The organism is Pseudogracilibacillus sp. SE30717A (assembly GCF_037071985.1).
Classification (GTDB): domain Bacteria; phylum Bacillota; class Bacilli; order Bacillales; family Amphibacillaceae; genus Pseudogracilibacillus.
Map to the genome: position 1 here is coordinate 474,587 of NZ_JAXHDF010000001.1, position 23,510 is coordinate 498,096.

Below are 23,510 nucleotides of genomic sequence, written 5' to 3' on the forward strand. Positions count from 1 at the left end.
TTAGTATAGTTGCTAAAAATGAATGTGTGAACCTTTCTTTTTCAACTTTCTATTTTAAAATATTCGTTATACGACACAAAAAAAGGAAAGCAACTTTAATAGTTTACTTTCCTTCATTTATTATAAAACACTATTATTTTATAACAGTGTTAATCAAGAATGGTTACTTCAACTGTTTTTACGCCCCAATTAGTTGCTTTGGCTTCTGTTGGTAAATGAACGTCAATTTTCTTTCCTTTAATTGCACCGCCAGTGTCACCAGCAATAGCTTTTCCATAACCTTCAACATATACTTCAGTGCCTAAAGGAATGACGCTTGGATCTACCGCGATTACTTTCTTATTAGGGTTATCAGTCAAATTAATTCCTGTTGCTGTCACTCCTGTACACCCTTCACATTTCGCAGTATAAGCAGTTGCTGTTACAGTAAATGTTTTAGCTGCTTGATCTTGCTTGCCTTTTTTTGACTCCTTTGCTGCCTTCACTTTATTGGTCTGCTTATCTTCTGTCTTAGTATTGTTACTCGCTTTTGATGTATGATTAATTTTCAATTCTTGTCCGATCCTAATAGTAGTATTAGAAAGATCGTTCCAATCCATTAATTCTTTCACACTAACATTATATTCTCTACCAATCTCACTTAATGTATCGCCTTTTTTAACTGTATATGATTTTGTTGACGATTTATCTTGTGAAATGGTTATATGTTGACCTGGATGGATTATAGTAGAATCCAATTCGTTAACTTCAATTAAACTTTGGACCGAAGTATCATACTTTTGCGCAATACTCCAAAGACTCTCTTTTTCTTGCACTTTATGCTCTTCTGCTGAAACATTAATTGCAGCTGACATTGTAAAGATAGCACTCAATGTCGTAAAAGCTACCACTAATTTTTTCATATGTAAGTCCCTCCTTAATTACTGACAGGGATTATCGTAACATACATGAACAGATCATTCAGTAACAGGAGGATTAAGAGTCTATTACACGATTTGTCTTATTTTAGTCCTATATTACAAAGATAGTTTCATTGTAAAATGAGTATAAAGTTTAGTTTTAAAAATACATTTGTAGTAAGGTATTCCTCACAAACTAGCAATTTTACTTTTTTTATTTTCATTTTGGCTACTAGAATTTTTGGACGACCATATCAAGATTCCGATTCCTAGTAGTAAAAGGAAAATCCCAAACCACGACGTTCTATTTAACGTTTCTTCTAATAAAAACACCCCTAATAATGTTGCTGTTAGCGGTTCGATCAACGCAAGTGTCACTGCAGTTGAAGAAGAAACATGGACAAGGCCCTTGGCAAATAAAAAGTAGGCTACCCCAGTCGCCATAATTCCAAGTTGAAGACTTACCCCCACTCCTCGCAAACTCATGATCCAAGACATATCAAAAACAAATAAAAATGGCGATAAACAGATTGCACTAAGTGTGAAAACTACTGCAATCACTGATAGAGAGGAGTATTTTTGCACCATATCTCTACTTACTAACGTGTAACAGGCAAATGATAAACCGGCCCCTAATGCTAATACAATTCCAACTGGGTCTACATAAACGGATTCTTTATTTAGAAACAACATAAGACAACCAATAATGGATAGAAAAGTAGATAACCACCACACTTTTGCCGGATGTGTTTTCAAAAATATCCATTCTAAAAGCCCTGATAAAATAGGAGCACTTCCAATAGCTACAACTGTGCCAATTGCTACTCCTGTAATTGTGACTGCTGAGAAAAATAATGGCTGATATAATGCCATGCTTAATGCAGCCAGTATCGTTGTTTTGATTGGCCAATCTTTAACGTTTAATTGTCCTCTTATTAGAACAATTACTAATAAAAAGATACCACCGACCGCTAAACGTGTCGCCCCGATAGCAATTGGATGGGCATTTTCCGGTGCTAACGCTTGTGCTGTACCTGTCGTACCCCAAAGTATTGCAGCTAGTATTATTAAAAGTGGAGACAATTTCCCTTTCACTTTATTCACCTCAATTAGAAAACTTGGCGTTCGCTAAAGAAAACACACCGACTGGCGCAGGATAGAGGTGATGTTGCACTTATACCCTGAAGTACAAGCCTTTACAGCGAATGCCTTAGTTGCACTTATGCGAGTCAAGAAAGGATTTATACTTTCTTATCTGCCAAAAAAGATAAAAAGAAGCGCTAAACCTATCGTAGAAAACTTATTGAACATTTTCTTTACCAAGTTTAGTATCCTTTTTATCTTTTATTAAGAAATCTATATTTTCTTGGAGGGATCCCTTCGAATTTTACAAACCACCTTGTAAAAGAAGAAGAATTCTCAAAACCTATCTCTTCACTAATCCGTGTTAAAGACCAATCTGTTGCCTCTAATAAATATTTTGCTTCTTTTAACCGCAATTCAGCAATATAAACATTAGGGCTTTTTCCCGTTTTTTTCTTAAACCAAGTAGAATAATAAACCGGATGGTAATGCTCAATTTCAGCCAACATCTTTAAATAGATCGGCTCTTTATAATGCTTATGAATATAGTCTATAGAAGGAGATGTTGAGACATGAAGCTTATTCGTTACATATCTAGCCAAATCTACTAAGGAGGAAGAGTTGCTTTTATTTCTCGCTTCTTCCAATAATAAATAACGGATAGAGGTCCATTTTTTATCTAATTGAATATACATACTGCTTGTATCCTCCGGTAAATATTTTAGCGGAATATCTACTATCAAAAATTCATTCCTGTCTGTAGATCGATAGTTATGATTCAAGTTTGGAGGAAGATAAAAGCAGTGATCAGAGTTGAGATTTAACGTCTGCCACTTTGTTTCAATGTCTAATGTTCCTTGTAAAGGAAAAAGAAATTGACCAAAATCATGTTGGTGAGAGTTAAATTCTTTAGAATAAGATCTTTTCTCACAAATTACTTGATGAATACTTTCGATGGTAACTCCCCCTTAGATGAATTAATGTTTCGGATGTCTTTTACATTCTTCAGTTGAAGATTATCAAAAATAACTTTATCTAATCAACTAGTATAGGTAAGGCTATTATAAATTTTGTGCCTTGCTGTAACATACTTTCTACAGTAATTGTGCCTTCATGCGCTTCAATTAAACTTTTCACAATCGCCATCCCTAAGCCAGTTCCTTCAGATTGTTGTTCGGTCGTCGTTCCTCGATAATACCGATTAAATAGATTTTGGAGTGTTTCTTCAGACATCCCTATCCCGTTATCTTGGATACATATGGTTACCGTATCATGTTGTTTTTTAATCGTTGTTGTAATGGTAATGGCTGCTTCATTATGGATGACTGCATTCATATAGATATTTTGGAGTGCTCTTTTTAATAAATGTGGATCAAATTTCATGGCTAAATCATGGGTTTCCATTTGTAGTTCAAATTGATGCTTTTGTCCGCGCAAATCATTGCTAACATTGGCTAAAACTTGTTGGACAAATGATACAATATTTTGTTTTGTTTTACAAATAGGTACAGACTGTGAGCCATCAAAACGCATTGCTAAATTCAAGTCTTGTACGAGTTGCTCCATATGCGAACCTTTATCGTCAATTTCTCGAATGAAATTATGCTGTTCTTCTTTTGACCAATCATAGTCAGCATTTAATAATAATGTAGAGTAGCCTTTAATATACGTTAATGGTGTTTTCAAGTCATGTGAAATTCCCGCGATCCAGTCACGTTTTGCTTTCTCTAGTTGAGCACGCTCACCTTTGGATTTTTGCAATTGTGCTCGCATATCATCAAGTTGGTTGATAACTTCTTGATATAAGCGAAAGCGCAGCTTAAACTTTCCTTTGCGATTATACCTTTTATTACGCTCTATAAGTGGTGAAAAATCTTCATTCCCCAGTTGAGCTATCCATTTCATCACGAGTAATAAAGGACTGCCAAAGTACCAACCACACCATATGATCCATAGAATTGTAACAAGGCCAATGACAACCATTACAATCCATTCATAACGTTCGCCACCAAATCCCAGTTTCGGCAAAATCCATTCCATTGTAAGGGGTACAGTTAATGTTAAAAGCAATAGCCAAAAGGCAAAGCCCAATAATAAATGCTGAATAAAGCGTCGTTGTATTTTCATTACACATCACCTTCTGGCGGAATGAATTTATAGCCAATTCCACGCAAATTTACAATAATACTTGGCTTTCTCGTATTATCGCCTAACTTTTTACGTAATTTTGCAATATGAATTGTGACGGTTTTTTCTTCCCCAAAAACATCTTCTCCCCATACACGTTCATAAAGTTGAGAGGTCGTAAAGACACGGTTTGGATTGTCACAAAAGAAATGCAGTAACTCTAACTCCTTTGCGGTAGCTTGAACTACTTCTCCATGAACAGTTAATAAAGCTTCATCTGGTGCAAATGTGAACGTGTTATATATATAATTTTTTCTTTCAGATGGGTATGTCTTTCTTTCGTACTCACGCTGGCGCCTTAAAATCGCACGTATTCTTGCTACAACTTCAAGCGGATTAAAAGGCTTTGTAATGTAATCGTCGCCTCCTACACTCAGTCCCGTTAATTTATCAAAATCACTAGAACGTGCACTAATGAATAAAATGGGTGCCATCGTTTGCTGACGAATAGCGGAACATAACGCAAAGCCATCACCATCTGGCAACATGACATCCAATAAAATAATATCGAAATCCTGCTCTTCTAAAGCCTGCAATGCATCTGCTTTCGTTGTTGCCGTTGTAATATGTGTAAAATGCTCCTTTTGCAAGGTGATCTTAAGCATTTTTAAAATACCAACTTCATCATCCACAATTAAAATACTTGCATGATCTATCATCCAATTCCCTCTTTTTTAATTCTATTTTAACAAGTTTTTTCTACTATACCTATCCCTCAAATAAATATTACGTACATTTTCCATTCTGTTTACTTTATTTTTACTTTCATTTTTTATACTGTACTTAGAAATTTTAACAGGAGGCTTATAGATGAATTATATAATTCAAACACATCAATTAACGAAACATTATGCCGGTAAACCGGTTATTAATCAAGTAAGTATGAATATTAAAGAAGGAGAAATTTATGGTTTTCTCGGTCCAAACGGTGCCGGAAAAACAACGTTAATGAAAATGCTATTGAATTTGGTAAAGCCGACATCAGGGGACATTTCCATTCAAGAGCAACCCATTATGGCAAGTTCATATACCTATTTAAAAGATATTGGTAGCCTCATTGAATATCCGATTTTTTATGAGGAACTAACTGCACAAGAAAATTTGAAAATGCACTGTGCTTATATGGGGTATAAAGACCAAAACCATATAAAGAAAGTGTTAGACATTGTAGGATTACAACAAATTGAAAGGAAGAAAGTAAAGGAATTTTCCCTCGGTATGCGCCAACGTCTGGCGATTGGGCGTGCCATTGTTGCTAAACCCAAAGTTTTAATTTTAGATGAGCCCATTAACGGACTGGACCCCATCGGCATTAAAGAGGTAAGAGAGTTACTTGTTATGCTAAAACAGCAATATAAAATGACGATTTTAATTTCGAGCCATATCGTTTCAGAAATCGAATCCATTGCCGATACGATTGGCGTCTTAAACGACGGAGAGTTAATGGAGGAAATTTCGATGCATTCCTTGCGCACTAAACAGCAAGCAACAATAGAAATGGTTGTTAGCGACACGAAAAAAGCAAAACGATTATTAGAGGAAGATTTCAATGCGAACGTGCAAATTATGGATGCTAGAACGTTGATTATTCAACAAGTTCATAAAAAAACATCCACAATAACAAAGCACTTAATCATGCATGATGTTGATGTAGATGAAGTCGAAACGTTGCATCAATCGTTGGAAGACTATTTTGTAAAAATGATTAATGGGAGGGATCAATATGATTCATTTAATTAAATTAGAATGGCGCAAACATCAAATGTGGCGTTACTTTACAAGCTTTTTCTTCTGTGTAATCAGCATTTATGGCTTTGTCGTCCTCATTTCATTGGATTCAAAAAATGATATAGACGCGGCGATGGGTTCCTTTCATGAGTTTATGACACCGGTAATTATCTTTTCGAATATTACATTTATTATTTTTGGCAGTGTGATATTATCTCGTTTGATCATTTCAGAATTTCGTACGAAAACAATGGAAGTATTATTTACTTATCCGATCAAGCGTAAAAAACTTTTATTTGCTAAGTTAACACTCGCTTATTTATTTACTGCTGGCAGTTTATTTGCCGGTATATGGTTTATGCAACTGATCACATACTTTTTACAGCCTTCACTAGGGTTATTTGAGGGTACCGTATCCTTTCAAGAATTGGTTGCTACCTTCCCAAAGACGGTAACGAATGCGTTAATGATGGGTGCAATTGCGTTAATTCCATTATTTTTCGGTATGCGTAAAAAGTCGACTGCTACCACAATTACATCTGCTGTCATTATCAGCTTTTTAGTTAACGCAACCGTTTCTGATGGTGGAGCAACATTTAGCTTAGCCGATGTTGTCATCATTCCACTCATATTAGCACTGCTCGGCATTAGTATTGCTTATTTATCTTTTCGCAACATTAACGTAAAGGATGTTAAATAAATGATCCGAAAAATATTACTTGTACTATTGTGTGGAATCATTATGGTAACCATTATCTATTTTATGAAACAACCAGACAAGACAATGACGATTGGGGATTATGAAGCAATGCCACATATTGATGTGAAGGTGGATATATTAAACATCGAGATTGTCGAATCAGCTGATGACAAAATACGTGTTCAATTACAAGGACATACATTAGATAAAAATATGTTGACAATCAGTGAAGAAAACCATACTTTCGTCATTAAAGAGCAAAGACGTGAAAAGAGCTGGACGGAAAATATCCGTTTTCGTCCGCAGGCATCCATTATCGTACAATTGCCCAAATCTCAAAATCAAACTCTTACGCTTAGCGGCAGAGATGGAAATATCATCATTCAAGATGTCACACTCGATACAGCTCAACTTGAAACATCTGCAGGCATCACTCAGCTAAAGAACCTCTCTGCTTCAAATGCTATGATTCAATCGACTGATGGGAATGTGACTTTAGCAGATAGTGCCATCGATCAATTAGAGATTACCTCTACCGCGGGTGATGTTGTCATAAAAGAAAGTTTAGGATCAACATATACAATCCAAACGATTGATGGACAAATCAAAATGACAGAAGCTAAAGAACAGTCAAATGTACGTGTGAGAAGTGTCTCTGGTGATATTGGTATTCACTATAAAGAACCACCAACATCCCTTCAATTAGCGATGGATAGTCCGGATATTGTAGTTAAATTGCCGACATATGATAAGGAAACACATTTAATTGGCAATGGTGAAAATAAGCTATCAGCCGAAACGAAAGACGGTACCATTCGTATTAAATAGTTATCACTAGCGTTGTATGAATTAATCATGGTAATTCAAATTAATAGTAAAATTCAAAACATGATGTTTTAATCTTTACATTGGATGTACAGTTGATTCTTGTCCAAATCCAATAAGGCTATGTATGCAACGCTAGTATAAATAAAAAATCTGATAAGGTGGAGCACTAGTTGAAATAAATGCATCTAGTCGTTCCATTTTTTATGCAATTAATTTTAAAAAAAGCATAACCAATCTATTTAAAATTAAATTGTTTATGTCTTTTTGTTTTAAGTCATGGTTGTTTCATATAATAACTGCACAATCTTCTCAATATTCTCTTTTTTTACGGTGCCAAAGCCAACGATAATTGTAATATCATTTTCCTTTTTAAAATTATTAATCATAAATCTTCGAATCGTATACAATTCAATTCCATTTTTTTCTGCATCTTTTTCTATAGCCTCATATGATTTCTCTGTAGTAAATCTAGCAGTAAAATGTAATCCCGCTAACGTATCGTAAATATGAACCTTTGATTTAAATACTTTTTTTATTTCTGAAATAAGCTCGCTACGTATATCATCATAATAATTTGTCATTCGTTTCATATGGCGATCATAACTACCTGATTCAATAAAATATTTCAATGTGAGCAATGATAATGTATTATTTTCTGGTATTAAATGTCCGTATTTATTTCTGTAAGGGATAACTAAATTTTTAGGTAATACCATATAACTTATTCGTAAGCTTGGTAACAAAGATTTTGAAAAACTGCCGATATAAACGACACTGTCATTACGATCTAGATTATGTAGCGATGGTATATGGTCTGTTTTATATTTAAATTCACTATCATAATCGTCTTCGATAATATAACGGTTACATCCATTTGCAGCCCAGTTAAGTAATTCTGTCCTGCGAGATACGGGCATAATAATACCTGTTGGAAATTGATGGGACGGTGTGACAAATACAATGTTGGAGTCTGTCTCCATTAAGTCCTCAATAGACATCCCTTTCTTGTCTAATTTAATCGGATTTAATTCAATCCCTAAATGATCTAGTTGATTGTAAAGTCGAGTATATCCCGGGTCTTCAACACCTAGAGAGATCGAATCGATATCTTTTAATATATTTAATAACTGTTCAACTAAGGACTGGGTACCAACACCTAAAACGATTTGCTCCGGTTCACATGTGACATCGCGATATTTATTAATTAGTTGAGCAATTGTTTTTCTAACCGTAAGTAGCCCTTGTCTTTCCATTATTCTCGACAATTCCCATTTATGATTTTTGAAAGCGTATTGTTCACTTTTTCTCCATTCATTATATGGAAATAACGCTATATTCGTATCCATATGTGATAGTGAATACTTATATTGCACATGGTTTTTTGGTTCTGTTAATATTTCACTCCATTCCGGATTTATTTTTGCTTCTCGTAACAATTTTGGAATATCTTCCACAAAATAACCACTTCTTTCAATGGCATAAATATATCCTTCAGCAATTAATTGCTCATAAGTGGCCGTTACGGTGTTTACACTCGTTTTTAATTGAGTCGCCAATTCTCTTTTTGATGGTAATTTTTCATGTTTTTGGAATTTTCGAGATAAAATTAACTCTTTTATTTCAACGTATAAAGCTTTGTATAAGAAGGTTTCATTATGATTTTTATTTAATTGGATGTTAACCAACGTTTCTTCCCCCCTCGTCTGGTACCATATTTTTTTATTTTTGGTACTTAAAATGATATCAGATGTGTGGTATATTGTAAAAACAAAAATGATCTTTGACTATTATTACGTAAAGCCTAATGAGATCTTAAATGTAAGCGCTAAGGAATAATTTTTTTATATGTATATTTTATAAGGATTATATAGTAATTACGTGGGATAGGCGGATGAAATATTTCATCACATGCGTAATAAATGTAAATATCACTAAAAGGGGGGTGGAATGTTACAAGATCATAAATTTGGTTGCAATGAGTTTAAAACTTTGGAGGGAACGTAGTGAAAAAAATATATATGCTTTTAAGCATCGTACTTATTGTTTTTGTTGTTGCGGGTTGTAGTAGTTCTAAAGAAGAAGAAAATACAGAAGGTAATAGCAGTGCACAAGCACTAATTGCATCAAGTGGATATCCTCATACAGATGGTTCTGTTGAAACGTTCTCTGTACCTTTATTAGAAAAGGTGATGGAAGAAACAGACGAAGTTGAGTTTAATATTTTTACTGGTGGAGAGCTTTTTAGTGCGGATGAGTCACTCGATGCATTAAATTCTGCATCGATTGATGTCGAAATGGTTTTATCACCTACTTTAGATCAGAAACGATTTCCATATTCAAGTGTTGTCGGATTACCTTTATTAAAATCCGATGCTAGTATAGCTGCTAAGGCAATTCAAAAAATGGTTGAAAGTGATGTTGAAATTGCTGATGGGAAAACATATTACGAATTAGAGTTTGCAGATAAAGACTTATTTGTTTTACCAATTCATCCAACAGAGACATATTTAATTTCAACTGTCGATGAAAAGTTAGATTCTGTAGATAAATTTAATAAATCGATCAGAATTAGAGCAAGTTCCAATGTGCATGAAACATTTATCAATGAGTTAGGATTAACACCTGTCGCATTACCGGCACCAGATATTTACGATAGCCTAAGCAGAAATGCAATCGAGGGTGTCATGCTCAATATTCCTGATTGGCCTCCGTATGGAGTAGATGAATTGACAAACTATACGTTATCTGGAGTAAGTTTAGGACATTTCCCTGTATTTTTTGCAATGAAACAAGATACTTGGGACTCTTTCTCTGATGATGTACAAAATATCTTTAAAGAAGAAGCAAATGAGTTGATTCAATCTGGACCTGAAACATATAAACAACAAATAGAGGAAATATTACCTGACTATAATGGAGAACTAATTGAATTTGATTCTTTAGATAAAGATGTACAAGACAAAATTAATACAGCTATCTTAAACACATGGAATAGCTGGATTAAAGATTTAGAAGATAGAGGTTTCGCAGGAAAAGAAATAGCTCTACTTTGGAGAGACTTAATTGTTGAGTCAGGTGGAGAAGTGCCACAAGAAATTTTAGATATGGAATAATAAATTTCCGAATCATTTAAAAGTCTTTTGTTATATAAAGTGAACCGATTGAAGCAGGCATATATGTTCTGCTTAATCGGTTCCATATCATTTTATTCATCTTTTATAAACACGTATTGAAACGCATCACTCTATAGTTACTCAATATGTAAAAATAGAACGGGGGAGTAAGATGTCAGTAGATATAATTGTTGTCCTCTGTTTTCTTTTATTAATTTATTTGTTACTTGTAGGACAATATATTAGTTCGATTTTTTTATCTGTCGGTTTATTAGGTATATTTATGCTCGGAGGTATGCAGCAACTAAACGGATTTTTACAGAGCGATTCATTTGCACAAGTTGCTAGTTTTTCCTTAACTACAATACCTCTATATATTTTAATGGCAGAGCTAATTATGGGTACGAAAATAGTGGAAGATCTCTATGGACTAGCTTTTAGAATATCAAAAGGACGTAAAGGACCTCTCGGAGTTATTACAATCGTAATAGGAGGCTTATTAGGTTCAGTATCTGGTTCAAGTTCAGCGACATCTGCTTCTATGGCGAAGATTACATTACCTGAGTTGCGCAAGCGTGGATTCAGTGATACTTTTTCAGGTGCTATTGTTGCTGTTGCGGGCTCTCTTTCATCGATTATACCGCCAAGTGTTATGATTATCATTTATGGAGTAGCAGCGCGCATATCTATTGGGGAACTGTTTATCGGTTCATTAGTTCCAGGAATTTTAATGATTGTCGTGTTCTCCATTATTCTTTTACTGTATTTAAAATTTACTGGAGAAGGCAAGGTACATGAAGTAGATATTCCAGAAGATAACACCCCGACATCGAGATATGTCATCGCAATTTGTATGGGTGCATTAATGGCAATTTCCATCTTTGGTGGAATATTTGCTGGTATATTTACACCTACAGAAGCTGGAGCAGTAGGAGCATTTTTAGCTTTTATCATGGCTTTAATTATGAAGAAAGTTAATTTTGAATATATTAAGACGGCACTATCTGAAACGACGAAAATTACTGTAATGACCATCTTTATTGTTATTGGTGCTTCGTTATTCGGCCGTTTTATTTCATTATCACTCATCCCAAGGAAGATCATTAATCTTTTAGAACCTTTACAAAGTACACCTTATTTAATTATTATTATCCTATTATTTTTCTATTTTATTTTATTTATGTTTATCGACAATATTGCAGTCTTGTTGATGACTGTTCCGATTGTCATGCCAATTACGGAAACATTAGACGTAGATCCTTTATGGTTCGGTGTCATGGTATTAGTGTCGTGTACGATTGGTTTAATTACACCACCTGTTGGGACAAATGTATTTATAGTTGGAAGTACAACCGGTATTTCTATTGAAGGTATCTTTAAAATTACGTTTGTTTTCTCCATCATAACAACGGTGGTCGTTGTTGGGTTGCTTATTATTTTCCCTGAATTAATCACATGGCTGCCAAGTATAATGTCAAAGTAGTTTGAATTATTGGAGGTGTGCATATGAGAATTTTAAAGAGAGTGAATCATTTTTTACAAGAATTTGGTGGAAGAATAAGTGGTATTGCAATTCTTTCAATGATGTTCGTTATTGTATTAGATGTACTTTTACGAAATGTGTTCAAAACTCCTATTCCAGGATCGTATGTAATCATTGAGAGTTTTTTAATGCCGATTGCTATTTTCCCAGCACTAGGTTATGTATATATGAAAAATGTATTACCGAGATTAAGTGAATTTGTTGAAAGGACGCCAAATTGGTTCCAAAAGTATAATAAATTATTACTACTAATCATGGATATTGTCGTCTTCGGTTTATTAACGTATTATACGTTTCTTTATTTTTTAAATGGGTTTCAGCAAGGAATGGAAATACCTATCGCGACAAAGTTTGTTGCCATTTGGCCAGTCTATTTTTTCGTCCCGTTAGGATATTTCTTAGTTTTGCTTGAAGTAGTAATTAGATTTGGAGAAGAAATTAAATTACTTGTAAATCGTAATGCAAATGTTTAAAACAGAGCAATGATATGGAGGAATAAAAGTTGAAATATATAAAAACAGCACAAACAGAACAAAATAATCAAGCTACAGAAGTTGAGTCCATTGTAAAAGGTATTATTGAAGATATTAAAACAAACGGTGATGAAGCCTTAAAAAAATATGAAGTTAAATTTGGAAAATCAGATCGCGCATTCCGAGTGTCAGAAGAGGAAATAGAAAACTGTTTAAATACGATCGATCCTGAACAGAAAGCGTTAATTGATACAGTTGTTGAGCGTATTAGTGCTTTTGCCGAAACACAGTATAAGCATTTAACACCATTTGAAACACAATTCGGTGATGGAATCACAATGGGTCAACGCATTGTTCCGATTGAAACAGTTGGAGCTTATATTCCAGGAGGAAGATTCCCGTTACTCTCATCAGGTCCAATGGTTGTCGCTCCTGCAAAAGTAGCAGGTGCAAAAAGAATCGTTGCATGTAGCCCAGCAAATTATAAAGGCGGTATTCATCCGGCAGTATTATATGGTTTAATCAAAGCAGGAGCTACAGATATTTTTGCAATCGGTGGTGCACAAGCAATCGCAGCAATGGCAAATGGTACAGAATCAGTTCCACCTGTTGATATGATTGCTGGCCCTGGAAATATGTTTGTAGCCGAAGCGAAAAAGCAAGTATTCGGTAAGGTAGGAATTGATTTAATCGCAGGTCCAAGTGAAGTATTAGTATTTGCAGATGAATCAGCTAAACCAGGCTATATCGCAGCCGACTTATTAGCACAGTCAGAACATGATCCATTCGCTAAAGCTGTACTTGTTACAACATCTGAAGACATTGCGAACGAATCAATTAAAGAAGTGGAACGATTATTAGGTACATTCGCAGAAGATTCTCCAGCACATCAATCTTGGGAAAACATGGGCGAGGTCATCTTAGTTGATTCGATTGCTGAAGGAATCGACTATTGTAATGAAAATGCGAATGAACACTTACATCTACATTTAACGGACAGTAGAAGTTATGTTGATCAATTGCATAATTACGGCTCATTATTTATTGGTGAAGAGAGCTCTGTTGTATTTTCTGATAAAGTTTCTGGAACAAACCATACACTTCCAACAAACAAAGCAGCTAGATATACAGGCGGCTTATGGGTTGGCAGTTACTTAAAAGTTGTCACACACCAAGAAATTACAGGCGAAGGTACACAATTCTTAGCTAAACATGCAACTAAACAATCAAATATAGAAGGCTTAGAAGGACATCAGCTTTCCGCACAAGTACGAATTAAATAATTATAAATTTAATAGATTAATAATGATAGAACGTATTTAGATCATCAGTCTGTAACGCACCCTAAAAGTTAGAGTGAAAATAAAACTTTTGGGGTGTTTATTTATGGTTATATAGTGAAAAATTTAAAGTGATAATAGTTAGAGGATATCGAGAAGGAAAACTTGGGTATAAACGTTTAGCCAAGAAACATGGTTTTCTTCTATTTGAGTTTTGTTACTACAGCTACTTCAATATGTTGACTATTTTTTACGCGCATCCCCCACATATAAAACAAAATACTTATCAGGCAAATACATGTTAAAAAAATAAACATAACGTACCCATTAAACTTTACTAATAGTAAACTAGATAGTCCCGGACCTATAAATGAACCTAATGTTGTAAAACTTGCAGCTCCATAATATGTACCACGAATATGTTCAGGTGTAATCTCATCAATAATTGCATATTCAGCCGGAATTAAAAAAATTTCCCCAATAGTGAAAATAATCATTGCTACTAAAAATGTTGGTAAGTTAAACGATATTCCAAAAAAGATTGTACCTAAAGCAAATAATATGGTCCCAATTTTAATTGCTTGCAATGGGGTACGACTGCTCATAAAGTTGGAGATAGGAATAGTTAAAAAAATAATTACAATAGAATGGACAGACCATAATATACCCAAATATACCAATCCACGTTTGAATTCTACATTAAAGTATTGAGACAGGGTTACAGTAAATTCCCCATGTACTATAGTCGCTAATGTACCTCCAATTAAGAAAAGAAATAATACTTTATCCCTAGCCAATGTTTTAAAAGAAGACCCAATGGAAGTGCTATTATTATTTTTACCTGATATTTTAGAAACATTATATTTGGTTAATAACATATTTAATAATAAACTATATGTTAGAAAAATAGAAAAGGCAATATAAAAAGGAACAGTACTTGTTTCGTTTAAGGCTAATAAAATGCCGACAATGGGGCCAATTGCAAACCCTATATTAACACTAAAGTATTTCATCGAAAAAGCACTTAGTCTATGTTCCTTTTTTGTCAGATCACTGATTAATGCCTTTGCACATGGATCAAAAAAGGATACAATAAATCCTTTTACTATTGTTAGTAAAATAAGCAACAGTGGAAAGGTATGAAAAGTAAATCCAACCATTACAAATGCAGAAATTACCAATGAAATAGTCATCACACTTCTTCTTCCAATTAAATCGGATAGTGTGCCACCAAAAAATCCACCAATCATGGCTGCTAGTGAGCTAATACCTATCAAAAAACCAATTTGTACAATGTTTAAGTTTACATATTCATATAAATAAAGTGTAAAATAAGGAACAATCATTCCGTTACTTATGTTAGTTATAATGGAACCAATTAGAATCAACTTTACGATTGGATGAAATTCTTTCCACTTTTTCATCATTAATCATTCCTTATATACGAAAGTATCTTTTCATGCATATTTAAAACGGTTTGTAACCGAAGACTGTAGTATTCAACCCTTTCACTTGAGTGATGTGCTCTAATAATTCCTGAAGTGCGAAGCATAGCCAAATGGTAGTGTAAATTACTTTTTGATAGGCTTGTAATACCTAATAATTCCTTAAATGACCGTTCTTTAACATAAAGACTTTGTAAAATTAATAATCGGTTTTGGTCAGATAAACTACTAAAATAATGAATAACCTTTTTTGAAATAAATGGAGAATTATAATGAAGTTCAATTGGATAAAGACATGTAATAAATTCCTGATAGTAATCAACAATACTTGTAGGTGAATAATGATATTGTGGGACTAATAATATTTTTTTCACGCGGTTCGATTCAATTCTTATACCATTTGTACACATCTCCACTAATTCAACCGCATGCATTTTTTTTGCTAATTCCTTTTTTTCAATTGCGTCTAATTCAAGCGATTTTAATAGTGATGGATCCACATACTTAAAATAATGCTCATCCCATTCCTTAAATAAATAAACTAAATGTTCATGTAAATCAAACATATCTCTGGGAATGCTTTTAACCCAGGGTTTCATGTAATCATAAATTTCAGTAGTAGAAAGTGATTCAAACCATTGAATGAAAAGTTCAGGAGTATTATGGGGACATTTATGTACTAGTAAGTTGATACGGTGTAATACTTCCATTCGTTTATCTTTTAAAGCTTTTTTGAAAGTAGGGCTCAATTTTTCGTCAACATTTCTTTTCCAATCAGCACCTAACTCATAAATTTTTTGCCTATTCTTGTTTATATAAAAATATAAACTAGTAATAAACTCGTATGCAGGACTATACTCAACTTCCACTTTATACATATATTCCACTCCTTAATTAGTTATAATTTTTGTGAACTGCATTAGTTCTAATTTATTAGAACTTTTATAATTTGTCAATACAATTCAAAAAACTTAATTAAATTTTTTACTGTTTCTTAAAGAGAGAGGAATAATAACGAATAGCAATGAGCCATTATTCAATATAAATGGGAAGTAATGTGGAAACGTGCTTACCAATGGTTATTATACGCAGAAGGACCCGCAGTGCTAGTCGCGGAAAACAACTTGAGTGGATATCTGGAGAAGTTTATAGAGATTGCTTAACGTAGGAATTCAAATGCTTAGATAGTGTGAAATTGATCTGGATCCAATCATGGATATGTTTAATGGTGAGATACTGTCATTTGGGATTAGTATGCGCTCAACCATAGAGCTTAAACCGCTCAAGGAGGCTGCTATAATTGTAAAAGGCTCAAATGTACGGAACCACTAACCACTGTTCATTCTGATCATGGATGGCATTATAAACATAAACAGTGGGTGAAAACTTTAAAGGAAAATCAGGTATTTCAAAGTATGTTACGAAAGGGCTCTTTTTTGCCAATAATTTAAGTATCAATAGTATTTTGTTTTAACTGCCATTACTATGGGGAGAATAAGTTTACTCTCTCTTGTAAACGTACTAAAACTTCTTCTGGCACTTCCCGGACTTTGATATCCTCACCTAAGAAAAGGATCCAATTTATTATTTCAGTCAATTCTTCGGAATTATGAATATTGATAAACGTTTTTAGAGTGGCTGTCGTTTGGTAAGGATTCGTATAAGAAAGTGTAACTTTTAATGGATGGTATTTTTTGAACTGGGCAATCGCTTTTGGACCAAGTTCAAGGATAAGGTTAATTACTTCTTCCTGCTTACTAAGTTTTTTTAAAATCTCTTTCTTACTTATCCTATCTTTTGTGGGATAGGCTTCTACACTAGTAAGATTGTCGACAGGAATAATTCGCCTCATTCCTTCCTTTAAGTCAAATCCTTCGATTAGCCATACGTTATTTTTACGGTAAAGGTGCAAGAGATAAATTGGAAAAGACTTTATTTTATTCTCTTCTTCGATTGTAATCAATAAATGGCTATCCAAAAGAAGAGTTTGAATGAGTTTTTCTAACAGAGGATGAGGAAGATCTGACAGTTCAAGCAGGTCTGGATTATTCGGATTGGTACCTTCAAAAAGTAAAATTTGATTTAAAAGAATTAGGTTATCTTGTTGGTTTTCTGAAATAAGACCTAGTAATTTTTCAGCTAAAGACTGACGACTCTTTAGATAAGGGAGTTGTTGATTTCTAGTAGCCATAAAAGCAATAAAGAGAGCTTTAATCTCATTATCGGTAAAGCGAACGGCAGGTAAGACAGAGTTGTTCAAGACAAAATAACCCCCGTCCCTTCCAACTTCCGCGACAAGAGGCATCCCCATGGCTTCTATTTCTTTAATATCTCTTATAGCTGTCGAGCGAGAGATGTTAAATTCTCGCATGATTTCAGAAATTGTAAAGTGGGCGCGGTTGTTAATATACCGCATGATGGTATTAATCCGTTCAACTTTTTTCATTAGAGCCTCCAAAATGGTGTCACTTTTTGACATGATTTAAGGCTATTATAAATGTAACAAGTAAAAAAACAAATCTTTAGTTTAATTTAAAAGGAGGAATTTTTAACATGGCAAATTATACGCTAGAAGAAAAGGACAGCTTTACTGTATTAGGTATTGGAACAGAACTTAAGAGTGACTACACAGACTATGCCGGCATTAATAAGGAAAAGGCAGATTTTTGGCAAGCGATTAATCAAGATGGCATGCTTGATAAGTTAAAATCTCTCGCCACAAATGACTACATTTTTGTAGTAAACGAAGCAGTGAATAATAAGATGATGCATTATGCAGGGGTTATGACAGAGGAATCCTTACCAGAGGCATCTAGAATTATCGAATTTCCTAAAGGGGAATACATCGTTGTTAAAGGGGAAGCGAATACGGATGAAGAGTTGAGTAATAAACTAACTGGTATTACTTTTGGTGAGGTCCTGGTGGAAGTAACGGATGTTGCCTATGTCGGTGGTCCAAATGCGGCGGTTGTGATGGGACAGCAAGACGGCTTAGTTTATGGTGAAATGTGGATTCCTGTTGTTAGGAAATAAGAGATAAAAGGCGCGGTGAGAATCTACAGTTGGTTTATAATTCGCATCTGTAGCAGAAGCGCTTGCTAGTTTGTTGCGTGCGAATAAAACCAATTACTTTATCGTGTGAAAATTATATAATTTAAATGGACCAAGTTGTAAAATATCTTATTAAGGGGAGATAAGAAATTCTTGCCACAGTATTTATTTTTACACTTATCCTTGTCTTAATGGTTTCATTAGGAATTACGTTTTCTATGGGAAAAGGTTCTTCATTGATAGCTGGGTTTAATACATTACCAGAAGAAGAAAAAGAGAAGTACGATGCAGCTGCTCTCTGTAAGTTTATGGGGAACATGATGTTTACTTTGTCATTCATTGTGGTGCTTTGGCTAATTAGTGTAGTCTATGAAATGGACTGGTTGCTCTATGTTGGTATAGTTCTATTTATCGTCATAACAATATTTATACTTATATATGTCAATACAGGAAATAGATTTAAAAAAGGGTAGCGATCGCTATTCTTTTCTTTCTGATTATTTTGTAAGTCACGAAAGGAAAATGCATTTTTGATAGAGAGATCTTTTTTGGGTTGCTTCTCTTGATTGATAAATAGGTTGGATCTCCGAATCATTTTGGTTACCTCGAAGGATTCTTCAGTTTTCTAAACTTCTCAATACAACTCTTATATATATTCATCCGATTATTTATATTCACTTGTTATGATAATGTAAAACCGTTTAAGTTTTCTTTTTTAATTTTCTATTCATTAAAAATAATCATTTTTTAGATGAAAAAACTTGATTATTTTAAAAAAAGCTTATAATATTACAATTAACGCAAATGTCGTTTAATATACGCAAATGATGAGGAAGGTATTTTATGAGTAAAATTACATCTACAAAAATTATTGAAAACACTTACAAACAAATAATTAATTGGCGACGTTATCTTCATCAATATCCTGAGCTTTCCTTTAAGGAACATAAAACAGCTCAATATATTAGTGATCAATTGAATGAGTTAGAAAATATTGAAGTTTCACATCCAACAAAAACGAGTGTGATGGGGCGTTTGCAAGGCAAGAAAGGGTCCGGTAAAACGATCGCCATTCGAGCGGATATTGATGCTTTACCAATTAAAGAAGCGACAAATCTTCCATTTGCTTCGAAAGTAGATGGTGTTATGCATGCATGTGGGCATGACGGTCATGCGGCAATATTACTCGGAACAGCGAAAGTATTATCTGAATTACAAGACACATTAATTGGCGAGTTTATTTTCTTATTTCAACATGCGGAAGAGGTTCCACCAGGCGGCGCTAAAGAAATGGTGGAAGCGGGTGTTTTAGATGGTGTTGATTATGTTCTTGGTCTTCATTTATGGTCTACAGTTCCTTTTGGCGAAATCCAAATAACGAAAGGTTCTGTATCTGCTGCCTCTGATATTTTTGACATAACGATTGAAGGTAAATCAGGACATGCATCACAACCAGACTCAGCAATAGATGCATTAGCGATTGGTTCACAAATTATTTCAAACCTACAACATATAACCTCAAGGGTTATGAGCCCATTGGACAGTGGTGTTGTTTCAGTAACTAGATTTCATAGTGGAGACGCGTATAATGTTATCCCGGATAGAGCACATATAGGTGGTTCGGTTCGTGCCTTAACGAATGATGTTCGTGAACAAATTAAGGAAAGTATGGAACAAATTTGTACCCATATTGCAATCGCTCACAATGCAAAAGCAACTCTTACTTATAATTATGGTTATGACCCTATCGTAAATAATGAAGATTTGACTGAAAGAATTTTAGAAAATACAAAAAAAGCGTTCAAAGATGACGAGCGTATTAAAGTTATACAATCACCGCCAATGCTAGGTGGAGAAGACTTTTCAGCATTTAGTAATGTTGTACCAGGTTGTTATGTCGGTATTGGAGCAATGAAAAATGAAAATGGGACAGCCATTCCTCATCACCATCCACAATTCGATATTAGTGAGGATTCGTTATTCATTGCTTTGAAATATTACGTAACAACAGCTCTTGATTTAACGGGAAATACTTTACTCTAAAGGGTAAGAATATTTTATAAGACTACGTTAGCAATTTAAAAAAGAGGAATTATTTTTATAAGAGACTAGGTATAGGTTACTTAATTCGATTTTTTTATTTGCTACTATGACAGTTATTACTTTCATTACAGTGAAATTCTTAAAAATAGATAAAAGGAGTGAGGTTTTATGAAAGAAAAGAAAACAACAAACAAAAATAGAGAAGAAGGTAATGGGAAGAAGTCTTGGATGCCACATATTTTTGCCGTCTTATTTATCCTTATTATCTTAGCTTCTCTTGCAAGTTATATTATACCAGCAGGGGAATATGAACGTGTGACGATGGAAGATGGTAGGGAGGTTATTGATCCAGGTACCTTCGAAGTAGTGGAAAGTACACCGATTGGAATATTTGATTTTATGTTTGCAATTCCAACGGGTTTTATTGAGACAGCGGAAATTGTTTTTGGAATTTTAATGATTGGCGGTATGTTCGCAGTAATTGAGCGAACTGGAATTATCAGTCTAGGTGTTGGAAAACTAGCAAATGCATTTTCTAATAGAGGATTATTGGTTATTCCAATATTGATGATACCTTTTGCAATTATTACTACATTTACGGGTCAAATCGAATTATCGTTAGTCTATTTGCCGGCAATTTTACCATTAATGCTAAGACTTGGTTTTGACAAGGTAACAGCGGCAGGAACAGTGCTTATATCAACAATTGCTGGATTTGCCGTCGCACTAACAGCTCCTGCAAACTTAGGGGTTTCCCAGTCGATTTCTCAACTCCCTTTATATTCTGGAATGGGTTACCGAATTGTCATTCTTACGATTATACTCTTAGTTGGGATTTTATTCGTCGTACGGTATGCTAAAAAAGTGCGTAGTAATCCTAAGTTAAGTATTACGTATGGTGATGATGATTCAAATCAGAATGCAGCGATGGGAGTTACGGACGGGCAAAAAGCAACAACAAGACAGAAGCTTGCTTCTCTTGTTGTGTTAGTAGCATTTGGTGTTTTACTTTGGGGCTTGTTCGAACATGGCTGGTACTTCCTCGAACTATCTGGTTTATACATTATGACTGGAATCATCGTTGGTCTTGTCGCTGGTCTTAAAATCTCGCAAATTTCAGAGTCATTTGTGGAAGGCTTTAAAAATATCCTTTTAGGTGCCATGGTTGTTGGTATTGCGCGTGGTGTTGCTGTTGTTTTAAATGACGGTAACATTATGGATACGATCATTTACGCAGCTGGTAATTTAGTAGAAGCAATGCCAAGTGGTATTACGGCAACGATTATGTTAATCGTTCAAGCTTTACTTAACTTTCTGATTCCATCTGGAAGTGGACAAGCAATGGTTACGATGCCTATTATGTCCGGACTAGCGGACTTGTCGGGTGTAACAAGACAAACAGCAGTACTTGCATTTTTATTCGGAGATGGATTCTCTAACATATTCTATCCAACATCCGGTTACTTTATGGCGGTACTTGCAGTTGCAGGTATCAAATGGGAGAAATGGATAAAGTTCATCTGGCCACTTCTCTTAATCTGGTACGGTCTTGCTATTGTATTCCTATTTATTGCCCAGATTATGAACTACTAAGATAGCGATAAACTATTTAAACTAATTAATAAATAAACTTGCCCGAATGATAGAATTTAAAGACATCTATTATTCGGGTATTATTATCTTATACACTTTATATCCGTATAATAGGTCTCTTTGTTATAATAATAAAGAATCATTGAAATGGAGGATACTATCATGTATAAGGTCGGAGTTGTCGGACCAATCAAATCAGTAAATCGAATATTAGAGGTAGCGAAAGAATTTTCAAATGACTTATCTTTTACCCCATTAATATATCATACAGCTACAGAAACGACTCAAATCATCAAAGAACATTATGACGCGTTCGATTACTTTTTATTTTCCGGACCTATTCCATATGAAGTAGCAAAGCAAACTATAAAAGATACAAAAAAATATTTTTATATACATTTACTTGAAACAGGTTTTTATCAAGCTCTTTTACAGCTTTTAGAATCGACAAAAAGTAAAATTAATTGTTTAAGCATAGATATTATAAATACGTCAAATATTGTCGATATTTCATTAGATCAATTAAAGATTCCCATGAAGGAAATGATTGTAAAAGAATTTGAGGCACATACAAATTATAAAGATTTATACGAGTATCATGTCCATTTGTATAAAGAAAAGAAAGTGGATGCAGTACTTACATGCTACCCAGAAGTAATGAAACTGCTAAAAAAAGATAATATACCTGCCGAATGGATCAGTACAACGAAACTCGCAACAAAACAAGTGATTGAATTGATTGAACAGCGGTCACAAATTTCATATTTTAAACGTACACAGATTGGCGTATGTATGATAGATGTTGATACAAAAGTATATGAGGAACAAAGTGAGCAATTATCCTATGAGATTCAATTTGCTACGTTAAAAATGAATGAAGAACTTCTCACATTAAGTCGTGACATGAATGGATCATTTTTTGAAATAGGAGATGGGAAATATATTGTTTTTAGTTCAAGAGGAGAAATTTTGGATAATGTAAGTTTATTAAATGAAACCATCATTCGATTAAAAAAATCTTGGAAAAGAGAGATCATCGCAGGGATTGGTTTTGGCGATTCAGCTTTAAAAGCGGAGATAAATGCCAGAAAAGCCATCTATAAGACAGAGGTAGAGAATAAAGAAATTATTATTATCGATAATCTTGGGGAAGTAATTGACGTATCAATCGAACATATTCATTCATTATCTACTATTTCGGATAACAGACTAATATTAAATAAATTAAAAGATAAAAATATAAGTATTCAAGCTTTTGAGAGAGTTAGAGACATCATTCATCGTAAAAAGTGGAATCAATTTACATCCAATGATCTTGCTTTTGAATTAAAGATGAGCAATCGTAATGCCCAGCGGCTACTCCTTTCGTTTAAAGAAGCTGAAATTGTAGAACAAGTTGGTGAGGAAAAAATTGCTAAGAAAGGTCGTCCCCGTAAATTATATAAGATAAAAAAGGAATACAGATAATAATTAGGTGATAAGTACTCAAGGATCATGAATTAAAAATCGAATTAAAGCTAGGGACTGACAGCCTTACTCTTTTT

General features: G+C 34.1%; 21 protein-coding genes. 12 read left to right on the forward strand and 9 right to left on the reverse strand.

Annotated elements, in window-relative coordinates; genetic code table 11:
* Nucleotides 1–149: 149 nt before the first annotated feature.
* From SPD48_RS02210 to SPD48_RS02230, 5 genes are all read right to left on the reverse strand, one after another.
* Nucleotides 150–902: a LysM peptidoglycan-binding domain-containing protein gene (locus tag SPD48_RS02210; RefSeq protein WP_336256417.1), complete on the reverse strand. Its 753-nt coding sequence runs from the start codon at nt 900–902 to the stop codon at nt 150–152.
* 186 nt (nt 903–1,088) lie between these two features.
* Nucleotides 1,089–1,994 carry a DMT family transporter gene (locus SPD48_RS02215; protein WP_336256418.1) on the reverse strand — a complete coding sequence of 302 codons (906 nt, stop codon included), beginning with the start codon at nt 1,992–1,994 and terminating at the stop codon, nt 1,089–1,091.
* Between the two features lie 242 nt (nt 1,995–2,236).
* Nucleotides 2,237–2,938 carry an AraC family transcriptional regulator gene (locus SPD48_RS02220; protein ID WP_336256521.1) on the reverse strand — a complete coding sequence of 234 codons (702 nt, stop codon included), beginning with the start codon at nt 2,936–2,938 and terminating at the stop codon, nt 2,237–2,239.
* A gap of 79 nt (nt 2,939–3,017) precedes the next feature.
* On the reverse strand, nt 3,018–4,109 hold the full coding sequence (locus SPD48_RS02225) for a sensor histidine kinase (RefSeq protein ID WP_336256419.1): 1,092 nt from the start codon (nt 4,107–4,109) through the stop codon (nt 3,018–3,020).
* Nucleotides 4,109–4,828: a response regulator transcription factor gene (locus SPD48_RS02230; RefSeq protein ID WP_336256420.1), complete on the reverse strand. Its 720-nt coding sequence runs from the start codon at nt 4,826–4,828 to the stop codon at nt 4,109–4,111. Before SPD48_RS02230 ends, SPD48_RS02225 begins: the two co-directional genes overlap by 1 nt.
* A gap of 151 nt (nt 4,829–4,979) precedes the next feature.
* Here SPD48_RS02230 and SPD48_RS02235 point away from each other — a divergent pair, with 151 nt between their 5' ends.
* From SPD48_RS02235 to SPD48_RS02245, 3 genes are read left to right on the forward strand one after another with little or no spacing between them, the layout of a single operon-like run.
* Nucleotides 4,980–5,909, forward strand: a complete 930-nt coding sequence (locus SPD48_RS02235; RefSeq protein WP_336256421.1) for an ABC transporter ATP-binding protein — start codon at nt 4,980–4,982, stop codon at nt 5,907–5,909.
* On the forward strand, nt 5,893–6,597 hold the full coding sequence (locus SPD48_RS02240) for an ABC transporter permease (protein ID WP_336256422.1): 705 nt from the start codon (nt 5,893–5,895) through the stop codon (nt 6,595–6,597). Before SPD48_RS02235 ends, SPD48_RS02240 begins: the two co-directional genes overlap by 17 nt.
* Nucleotides 6,598–7,425 (forward strand): DUF4097 family beta strand repeat-containing protein, encoded by an 828-nt coding sequence (locus SPD48_RS02245; RefSeq protein WP_336256423.1) that lies wholly within the window; start codon nt 6,598–6,600, stop codon nt 7,423–7,425. It begins immediately after the preceding gene.
* A gap of 269 nt (nt 7,426–7,694) precedes the next feature.
* Here SPD48_RS02245 and pdxR read toward each other — a convergent pair whose 3' ends face one another.
* A complete protein-coding gene (pdxR, locus tag SPD48_RS02250) occupies nt 7,695–9,110 on the reverse strand; it encodes a MocR-like pyridoxine biosynthesis transcription factor PdxR (RefSeq protein WP_336256424.1) in 1,416 nt (471 codons plus the stop codon).
* Between the two features lie 318 nt (nt 9,111–9,428).
* On the opposite strand from pdxR, the gene SPD48_RS02255 reads away from it, so the two are divergent.
* From SPD48_RS02255 to hisD, 4 genes are all read left to right on the forward strand, one after another.
* Nucleotides 9,429–10,538 carry a hypothetical protein gene (locus SPD48_RS02255; protein ID WP_336256425.1) on the forward strand — a complete coding sequence of 370 codons (1,110 nt, stop codon included), beginning with the start codon at nt 9,429–9,431 and terminating at the stop codon, nt 10,536–10,538.
* A gap of 172 nt (nt 10,539–10,710) precedes the next feature.
* Nucleotides 10,711–12,021 (forward strand): TRAP transporter large permease, encoded by a 1,311-nt coding sequence (locus SPD48_RS02260; RefSeq protein WP_336256426.1) that lies wholly within the window; start codon nt 10,711–10,713, stop codon nt 12,019–12,021.
* Nucleotides 12,022–12,044: 23 nt separating this feature from the next.
* Entirely contained in the window at nt 12,045–12,554 is a 510-nt protein-coding gene (locus SPD48_RS02265; RefSeq protein WP_336256427.1) for a TRAP transporter small permease, read from the forward strand.
* 29 nt (nt 12,555–12,583) lie between these two features.
* Nucleotides 12,584–13,837, forward strand: coding sequence for a histidinol dehydrogenase (hisD, locus tag SPD48_RS02270; protein WP_336256428.1), 1,254 nt, complete (start codon nt 12,584–12,586; stop codon nt 13,835–13,837).
* Between the two features lie 200 nt (nt 13,838–14,037).
* Here the strand turns inward: hisD and SPD48_RS02275 are convergent, their stop codons facing one another.
* From SPD48_RS02275 to SPD48_RS02285, 3 genes are all read right to left on the reverse strand, one after another.
* The gene (locus SPD48_RS02275) at nt 14,038–15,258 is read right to left on the reverse strand and encodes an MDR family MFS transporter (RefSeq protein ID WP_336256429.1); all 1,221 of its coding nucleotides are present in this window, start codon (nt 15,256–15,258) and stop codon (nt 14,038–14,040) included.
* A 2-nt stretch (nt 15,259–15,260) separates the two neighbouring features.
* Nucleotides 15,261–16,157, reverse strand: a complete 897-nt coding sequence (locus SPD48_RS02280; protein WP_336256430.1) for an ArsR/SmtB family transcription factor — start codon at nt 16,155–16,157, stop codon at nt 15,261–15,263.
* Nucleotides 16,158–16,762: 605 nt separating this feature from the next.
* Nucleotides 16,763–17,725, reverse strand: coding sequence for a helix-turn-helix transcriptional regulator (locus SPD48_RS02285; RefSeq protein WP_336256431.1), 963 nt, complete (start codon nt 17,723–17,725; stop codon nt 16,763–16,765).
* 107 nt (nt 17,726–17,832) lie between these two features.
* Between SPD48_RS02285 and SPD48_RS02290 the strand changes: the two genes are divergently transcribed.
* The 5 genes from SPD48_RS02290 (at nt 17,833) to SPD48_RS02310 (ending at nt 23,433) form a co-directional block, all read left to right on the forward strand.
* Nucleotides 17,833–18,312 (forward strand): GyrI-like domain-containing protein, encoded by a 480-nt coding sequence (locus SPD48_RS02290; protein ID WP_336256432.1) that lies wholly within the window; start codon nt 17,833–17,835, stop codon nt 18,310–18,312.
* Nucleotides 18,313–18,509: 197 nt separating this feature from the next.
* Entirely contained in the window at nt 18,510–18,803 is a 294-nt protein-coding gene (locus tag SPD48_RS02295) for a DUF3784 domain-containing protein (RefSeq protein WP_336256522.1), read from the forward strand.
* Nucleotides 18,804–19,173: 370 nt separating this feature from the next.
* Entirely contained in the window at nt 19,174–20,373 is a 1,200-nt protein-coding gene (locus SPD48_RS02300; RefSeq protein ID WP_336256433.1) for a M20 metallopeptidase family protein, read from the forward strand.
* 168 nt (nt 20,374–20,541) lie between these two features.
* Entirely contained in the window at nt 20,542–21,966 is a 1,425-nt protein-coding gene (locus SPD48_RS02305) for a YfcC family protein (RefSeq protein ID WP_336256434.1), read from the forward strand.
* 162 nt (nt 21,967–22,128) lie between these two features.
* Nucleotides 22,129–23,433, forward strand: a complete 1,305-nt coding sequence (locus SPD48_RS02310) for a hypothetical protein (RefSeq protein WP_336256435.1) — start codon at nt 22,129–22,131, stop codon at nt 23,431–23,433.
* Nucleotides 23,434–23,510: the final 77 nt, after the last annotated feature.